Here is a 7,595-nt window from a genome sequence, read left to right as displayed (position 1 = left end):
TGGCGGGAGCGCGACGGGCTCCACGACGCTGGCCATCACGAACGTCGGCGGCACGGGGGCCGCGATCACGAGCAACGGCATCGAGGTCGTTCAAGCGGCCAATGGTGCGACGACCAATGTCGGCGCATTTCAGCTTGCCGGCGGAACGATGAAGGCTGGTGCGTACCAGTACTACCTGACGCGAGGCGGGGTCACGGGTGCCGATACGTTGCAGAACTGGTATTTGCGCAATACCGCCATCAATCAAGGCGAAGGTGCGGGCGCTGGGGCCGGAGCGGGCGCAGGTGCAGGTGCAGGTGCAGGTGCAGGTGCAGGTGCAGGTGCAGGTGCAGGTGCAGGTGCAGGTGCGGGCGCCGGCAGCGGATCCGGCGCGGGCGACCCCACCCCGCTGTACCGTGCCGAAGTGCCTATTTATGCGGAAATTCCTGCCGTGGCCCGCCTGCTCGGCAGATTGCAGGTCGACAACTTTCACATGCGGCAAGGCGATCAATCGTTGTTGACCGAAGACGGCACCCTGCCCGCGGCATGGGGGCGCGTATGGGGCGGCCATACCGTGCTGTCGCAGAGCGGCGATGTCAGCCCTGAATTCGACGGCTCCGTGACGGGCATGCAGGTCGGTCACGACATCTACGCCGATACGAGCGCCAGCGGACATCGCAATCACTACGGCTTCTTCCTCGGCTTTGCCCGTGCCACGGGCGATGTCACAGGCTTTGCAGGCGGCGTGCGGAACGCGGCCGTCGGCGAACTGGCGATGGACGCCTACAGCGTGGGCGGCTATTGGACGCACGTCGGCCCGGGCGGATGGTATAGCGATGCGGTCGTGATGGGCAGCTCGCTGGTCATCAGCCCGTCATCGCGCGACGGGGTCAACACGTCGACGCACGGCAAGGCGCTGACCGCTTCCGTCGAAGGCGGCCTGCCGTTCGCACTCGGTTATGGGCTGACGCTCGAGCCGCAGCTCCAGTTGATTTGGCAGCACACGACGATCAATGATCTCAACGATGGGATCTCGAGCGTCACGTTCGACCACGGCAACAGTTTGATTGGACGCTTGGGTGCGCGTTTATCCGGCCACTACGACGAGATCGGCACGGCGTTGCAGCCCTACGTGCGCTTGAACTTGCTGCGCGAATTCGGCAGTGACAACCAGACGACGTACGGTGACGGCACCACGATCGGCACGCACGTCGGACAGACGATGGGACAGGTCGATGCCGGTGTCGTCGCGAAGCTTACGAAGCATGGCAGCGCCTTCCTGACCGTCAGCTACCTGACGAACCTGGGTGGCGATCATCAGCGAACGGTGACCGGCAATGCCGGCGTACGCTGGGCTTGGTGATCGGATAATCGAGCACTCGCCGGGCCTGCAAAATCGATGCAGGCCCGGCAACGCTTCGAGCAATGCAAGACTTTTCCGATACAGGAGAAAGCTTCGGGACAGGCTTGGACCCGCTACTTTTCCAGGAGCGATATGCCGGCGCTGGCGTCGCCCTATCCGATAGATTTGCTCTTTGCGATCGCTCCCGATTGAAGACTTCAATCAACCGCGAACCGCCGCCCCACGACGGCGTGCGTTTCGCTTCCTGATCCAGATGATCACGCCCGTCACACTCAGTGCGGCGACGGCAAGCCCCACGGCGCTGACGACGATCCGCCCGGCCAACCCTGCGATACGCCCCGAATGCAACGGGAACTGCGCCTGCATGAACACATCGCCGACAGTGCCTTCGCCCGGTATCGACGTGCCGACGAGCTTGCCCGTGCTCGCGTTGTAGTAGAACCAGGCATTGCCGAGACCGGCGTCGCCACGCTCATGGCCCGGCGCGAAGAAGCCGACGCCGTATGCATCGGAGTCGGGTACGCGATAAAGCGCCCCGGCTGGAGCCGTGATGCGGTGTGCACGCGCGGCCTCGGATGCCATCGCCGTCACGCGCTCACGCGTCAGTGGCGCATGTCCGGGCGTGCCTGACCGCATCCACCCGGGATCTTGCGGCGGGGATGGCGTCAGCGTAGTGATCGCCGACACGAGTGGCCGCACGACCGGCTCCGACAGGTTCATCGACACAGAGGTCGTCGCGACGACCGCCAGTATTCCCCATATCCAGACGCCACCGGACCGGTGCAAGTCAAACGTCAGCGCATAACCGCCGCGCTGCCAACGAAACGCGAACGACTTGCGCCATGACTTCACGCTGGGGAATGAGAGCACGAGTGCGAACACGCAGTCGAACAGCCAGACGATGCCGACTATGCCCATGAGCCACGTGCCGGCATCGAAGCCGCGGATGACGGGCGCATGCAGCGTGTAGTGCAGCTCGTAGAGAAACGGCATCAGATCGAGGCGCGCGAGCGACACCTTGCCCCACATGCGACGTCCTTGCACGTGCCCGGTCGCCGGATCGACGGCCATCTGATTGAAGTCGAGCGCGTAGTGCTGTCCCGTGCGCGGGTCGATACGCGGAGCGACCCTCACCTGCAAAGCCTTGCCCGCCTCGACCCCGAGCGGCAGATACGTGACTTCGAGCCGCGTATCGGCCGCTTCGATACGACGTGCCAGTTCCCATGCAGGAAGCACCGGCCCTCGTGTGTTCGCGCGATAGAACGACGGATTGAGCGCGGCGTCGATTTCCTGGTCCCATGCGATCAGCGCACCTGTCAGCCCGGCCACGAACAGAAACAGTGCCGTGGCCAGACCGCAGTATCGGTGCAGACGAACGAGCAGCAACCTCATGCGCGCCCGCCGCCTCAGAAGTCGAACTTCGCGTTCAGTGACAGCGTGCGCGGGTCGCCGGGCGTCACGTAGTCGGCGTACTGATACTCCCAGTAGCGTCGGTTCGTGACGTTATCGATAGCCGCGCGCAGCGTAACGTCATGCCCTGCCATTTTGGTGGCCCATGTCGCGCCCACGTTGACGAGCGTGTATCCGGCCGTCTTCAGGTCGCCGGCGGGACGCACGGACGTGTTGCCCGTGAACTTCGCATCTGCGCGCAGCGTCAGTCCGGTGAAGAACGGCACCACGTAGGCGGCCCTGGCGGTTGCCACGAAGCCGGGTGCGCCGGCCACGCGATTGCCGTTGTATGCCGATCCCTTCTCGTACTGCGTCGCGATCCACATGATGTCGCCGCCGACGCTCACGCGCGGCCCGACCTGCATGTCGCCGCCGGCTTCGATGCCTTGGAAAACCGACTCGCCATCGGTCGCATAGACGTTCTGCGCATTCGCATACTGCGAAGCGCGCTCGATGCGGAAGAGCGCGGCGGTCGCGCTCCATCGGCTCCTTTCCGTCTTCACGCCGACTTCGTATTGCTTGCTGCGGATCGGCTTCAACAGTGAGCCAGCATTCGCATACGTCTTGTCGACAATCGTGCCCGGTTCGAGCGATTCGACGTAGCTCGCGTAGAACGTGGTGTCAGCCGACGGACGAAACATCAGCGCAGCCGTCGGCGTCAGCAGTCCGTCCTTTTTGTAGGTGGACGTCGTGCTCCCGTCCAGTGCATAGCCGTGTTGCTCGTAGTTCGTGTAGCGCATGCCGCCCAACACGGACCAGCGACTCGTCAACGCGATCGTATCGCTCGCGAATACGGCCTGTTGCGTAATGTCGGCGTTGCGATAGGTATCCCACGGCTGACCGTAGGAATCGAAATGATTGGCATTGGGGCGATATAGATTGCCGAAGCCGATCGTGTTGTAGAAGCTGTTTGCCTCGTAGTCGTTGGTCTGCCGCTGGTACGCGAACCCGAAGACGAGCGCATGCTGCAGCGGCCCCGTCTTCACGTTGCCCTCGACAGTGGTCTGCCACGCGCTCATCTGGTGCCCTTCCTTGCCGGCAAAGCGCGTGTCCGAGTAGTTGCCTGCGGTGTCTTGCAGGTAGTACGTGCTCTCGTTGCGGTAGCGTGTGGTCTTGCTGAAGCTGTAAGCGGTGCTGACGGACCAGTCTTCGTTCAGGTTGTAGCGCAAGCCGGCGGTATAGAGCTGCAGATTCGTATCGAGGTGCTCATCGGGCACGGACAGGTTGCTGCTTGCACCCGACGGTGGCACAGGCAACGCTGCCCCTTTGAACAACGACGTATTGATCGAACTCGCAATGCCGGATGCATGCCGTTCCTGGTACAGCGCGCCGAACGTCGCGCTCAGATTGCGGCTCAAGCGTGCGTCACCCGCAAACGACAGCGTGTCGCGTCGCACTTCGCCGTGGTTGACGGCGTGTCCTTCCTCATGTGTCGCATTGAAGCGATAGCCGAACAGATTGCCGGGGCCGACACGCCCACCCACATCGAGATGCTCGGCGATAAGGCCATCGGAACGGTAGCCCACATCGACGCTGCGGATGGCCCTGTCCGACTGCGGCGGTTTCTTCGTCACGTAGTTGACGACGCCTCCGGGCGCGGCGAACCCATACATGAAGCCCGACAGGCCCTTGAGCAATTCGACTTTCTCGAGCTGCTCGTACGGCATCGTGATGCCGTAGCCGTTGTACGGCATGCCGTCGATCTTGAAGCCGTTCTGCCAGTCCAGCTGCAGGCCCCGTACCGACACGTACGTCGCCCACGCGTTGTAAGGGCTACTGTTGTCCGACAGCGATGCATCGCTGAAAAATACGTCGCCGAGCTTGTTTGCTTGGTTGTCCTCAATTTGCTCGCCGGTCACGACCGCCGTCGAATAAGGTGTTTCGAGCTGCGTGCGCGTGCCGAGTGCACCATTGCTGACATCGTCTGCAAGGTGTTGCGACGTCTTTGGGGAAGTCGCTGTGCGAACACGCACTTCGGGGAGCGTGCTGCCCTCCTTCACTGATGCCGACACAGCCTCCGTCCCTACCCGTTCGCCACTTGGCATCGATTGCGCAAAGGCCGCCTCGCTCGAAGCAAAAGCCAATGTGGCGGCAACGCCGATCGCGCGTGCCCCAAACCGGCCAGCCGGCCGTTCCCCGTTGATACGTGTCATTTCCCGCCTTGTTGTCGACCGATAAGACCTGTTGGTCTAATTGTAAATGAGAATCAATCTCATTGTCATCATGTTTAGTGTCGCTGTCAAAAATGTTGCTGTTCGGCTGGTGAAAGGGCGTGCTTGGCGACGTAGCTTGCCGCGTGCTGCCAGCAAACGATCGCGTCATGCGGAACGGCGCGGAGCAGGTCGAGAGACGGCAACTCCCGAACAGTACCGCTACCTTTCTAATCCTTTCGAAAGTCAACTCACCATCAAGAAATTGCTATCTGCCCAGGGCGCAGCAATATCTCCATGCACCCCCATTTTCAATTGATGTCGAGAAACAAAAAAAATGTAAAGACAGGTCGCCTTTAAACATTTTTATATTTTGAATGTAAGGTGCGTGACATACTCAAATAAAGAATTCCCATGGAGACCATTCACTATGCAATGTCTTGGAAAGAAAATCCGCTGACCACGACCTCGTGATGCAACAAATGGCATATCGACAAACGGTGCTTTCGACGCCAAAGATATCCCGTTCAGTCTTGTGTCATTCGAATCGCCAGACCTAGCTGGGCCAAGGTAGATCCTGCGAAATAGACGAAGCCCTCCGTCTGTCTAGACAGGCTCGGACGCAGCGTTCCAGATCTGAAATTCGGCAGATATTCGCTGCCCTGCCCGGATATCGATCGGCTCATACGCGCCATTTTTGCAGCGAACGTGTACGACTCCACCGCCATTGAGCGGTGTGGAGCGGTATTGCCTGAATTTTTATTTAATTTTTTGCCTGGTCGTTGCCCGGCAACGCCGAATCGCATTCTCGTGCATTGCAATTTATCCGTGTTTATTTATGACTTCAGGAGAACGTCGTGCGTAAGCCTATCCAACCAAGAAATGCTCGTGGCGCATACCGTATCAAATCGATGTGGAGTCAAACTTGCACGGACAGACCGGACCGGCGCCTGACTGCGGCGTATCTTGCCGTGCTTTCCTATATAGCGCTGATCCCATTGCCGGCGTATTCGAATTGCGTGACGGCCAGCAACGTGACCGCTTGCGATACGAGTGCGCCCTCGCCGTGGACGAGCACGATCGGGACGGGCGCATCCACGGCCTCGGGCAGCTCCGTCATAATCGGTCAAAACGCCCAAATCGTGGTCGGCGACGCCAACGCCATGAGCCTCGGGGACAACGCGACGATCGACATCGGAAGCGGCGCGCTGGTGCAAAACACGTCGCAGACGAATCGAGGCCTGTACATGACGGGCGCGGACACCATCGAGTTCCGCAACAACAGCACGATCACGGTCGAACAAGGGGCAACGGTCCTCTCCTCGGGCACCGAAGTCGATGGAGAGGCCATCAACCCGGAAGGCAGCGGCAACCTGATCGTCAACAACGGCACGATTCGCGCCCTTAGTAGCGCAGCCATCTGGTTTCAAAACCTCTCGGGCAAGAACTATGTCGTCAACAACACGACCGGTGTGATCGAAGGCCACGGTGGCTCGTCGCACGCGAGGGTGTTAGGCGCTTCAGGCAACGGCGACGTGGACTTCACGAACCGCGGTACCGTGATCGGCGACCTCGTGTTCGGGAACGGCAACAATGCGCTTCACATGTATACGGGATCGACGATCAGTGGCGCCATCGACGGTGGTGGTGGCGGTGCCAATCTGCTGACGCTGAACGGTGCCGGCTCGGACGTGCTGCCCAGCAGAGTCACGGATTTTCAGACACTCCAGAAACAGGACAGCGGCACCTGGACCATCAACGATCCGCTCAGCTCATTCGGCTTCACCTCGGCCGAAGTGCAGCAAGGCACGCTCGTGCTGGCTGGGAACAACACTCAGTACGCGGGCAGCATGCTCGTCGACTCGCAAGGCACGTTGCAGGGCAACGCGCAAACGCTGACACCAGCCATCACCGACAACGGTCTCGTTCAGTTCGTGCAGAACGTCGACGACACTTATACGGGATCGATCAGCGGCACAGGCGCAGTGGAAAAGGATGGCGCGGGTACGCTGATACTGGCGCCCAGTACGGCCGGCAGCAACACGTACAGCGGTGGGACCGTGCTCAATCAGGGCGTGCTTCAGGTGAGCGCCGACAACGTGATGGGCGACCCGACGGGCGCCATCACGTTCAATGGTGGCACGCTGCAATTGAGCAGCAGCTTCGATTTTGCGGCAACGCGAGCGATGACGATCGCGGCCGGCGGCGGCACGATCGATACGCAGCAGTATCAATCAACGATCGCGCAAAACATTGCCGGCGCAGGCTCGCTGACCAAGATTGGTTCGGGCACGCTCGTGCTCAACGGCGTCAATACCTACGCGGGCGGCACCACGCTCAGCGCAGGCACGCTTGTGCTCGGTGACGCGGCGCATCCGTCAGCATCGCTCGCAAGCGGTGTCGGTGTAGCGCTCGGCACGACGTTTGGCGGCTACGGCACGGTCAACGGCGATGTCGCGAACAACGGTACGGTTGTGGTCGCCGATGCGCTGCCGTCGCTTTGGGGTGGCGCGCCCGGCGGCTTTACGGTCAACGGGCGCCTGACCAATGCGGGCACGGTGCAACTGGGCGGCGCTGGTGTCGGCAACACGCTGACCGTGCAAAGCTATGTGGGGCAGAACGGCACGATCAGGCTCAACACCGTGCTCGGCGGA

At 61.2% G+C, this 7,595-nt stretch carries 5 protein-coding genes; 3 read left to right on the top strand and 2 right to left on the bottom strand.

The genetic code is table 11. The features are described 5' to 3' along the window. Positions 1 to 1,342: autotransporter family protein (locus D7S89_RS27995; RefSeq protein ID WP_245983198.1), on the top strand; the 1,342-nt coding region annotated here is incomplete at its 5' end. A 201-nt stretch (positions 1,343 to 1,543) separates the two neighbouring features. Here the strand turns inward: D7S89_RS27995 and D7S89_RS23525 are convergent. Both D7S89_RS23525 and D7S89_RS23520 read right to left on the bottom strand, forming a co-directional pair. Beyond that, positions 1,544 to 2,734, bottom strand: coding sequence for a PepSY-associated TM helix domain-containing protein (locus tag D7S89_RS23525; RefSeq protein ID WP_121281274.1), 1,191 nt, complete (start codon positions 2,732 to 2,734; stop codon positions 1,544 to 1,546). Positions 2,735 to 2,748: 14 nt separating this feature from the next. Next, positions 2,749 to 4,944 carry a TonB-dependent siderophore receptor gene (locus tag D7S89_RS23520; protein WP_183085332.1) on the bottom strand — a complete coding sequence of 732 codons (2,196 nt, stop codon included), beginning with the start codon at positions 4,942 to 4,944 and terminating at the stop codon, positions 2,749 to 2,751. Positions 4,945 to 4,990: 46 nt separating this feature from the next. Between D7S89_RS23520 and D7S89_RS27270 the strand changes: the two genes are divergently transcribed. Next, complete coding sequence (locus tag D7S89_RS27270; protein WP_147426752.1) at positions 4,991 to 5,260, top strand: hypothetical protein; 270 nt, start codon at positions 4,991 to 4,993, stop codon at positions 5,258 to 5,260. A 652-nt stretch (positions 5,261 to 5,912) separates the two neighbouring features. After that, positions 5,913 to 7,595, top strand: a 1,683-nt coding sequence (locus tag D7S89_RS27990) for a beta strand repeat-containing protein (protein ID WP_245983196.1), incomplete at its 3' end; no start/stop codon positions are given.

The sequence above is a fragment of the Trinickia fusca genome, from assembly GCF_003628145.1.
Taxonomy (GTDB): Bacteria; Pseudomonadota; Gammaproteobacteria; order Burkholderiales; family Burkholderiaceae; genus Trinickia; species Trinickia fusca.
Note: the sequence above shows the minus strand (reverse complement) of the source record. Positions and strands in the feature narration are given on the sequence as shown.